This is a genomic window from Psychrobacter sp. CAL346-MNA-CIBAN-0220, from assembly GCF_040309805.1.
Taxonomy (GTDB): Bacteria; Pseudomonadota; Gammaproteobacteria; order Pseudomonadales; family Moraxellaceae; genus Psychrobacter.
Genome location: NZ_JBEOPF010000564.1, coordinates 1 through 250, shown reverse-complemented (window position 1 = coordinate 250; position 250 = coordinate 1). Strand labels below are relative to the sequence as shown.

Annotated in this window: 1 protein-coding gene; it reads left to right on the top strand. The window is 43.6% G+C overall.

Going from position 1 to position 250, the window contains the following annotated elements; translation table 11 throughout:
• A partial coding sequence (locus tag AAEY88_RS14820) for a biotin/lipoyl-containing protein (RefSeq protein ID WP_350563615.1) occupies positions 1 to 250 on the top strand: 250 nt, incomplete at both ends.

Sequence of the window (250 nt, the reverse complement as noted above, 5' to 3'; positions counted from 1 at the left end):
CCGTATTACCAGAATCTGTTGCTGATGCAACTATTGCTACTTGGCATGTTAAACCTGGTGAACAGGTGACACGCGATCAAAACTTAGTTGATATCGAGACTGACAAAGTTGTATTAGAAGTGGTTGCACCAGAAGACGGTTCAATCTCTGAATTGTTATTCCAAGAAGGTGACACCGTTTTAGGTGAGCAAGTGATTGCTAATTTCGTCGCTGGTGCAGTGTCTGGCCAAGAAGTGACTAAAGCTGAAGC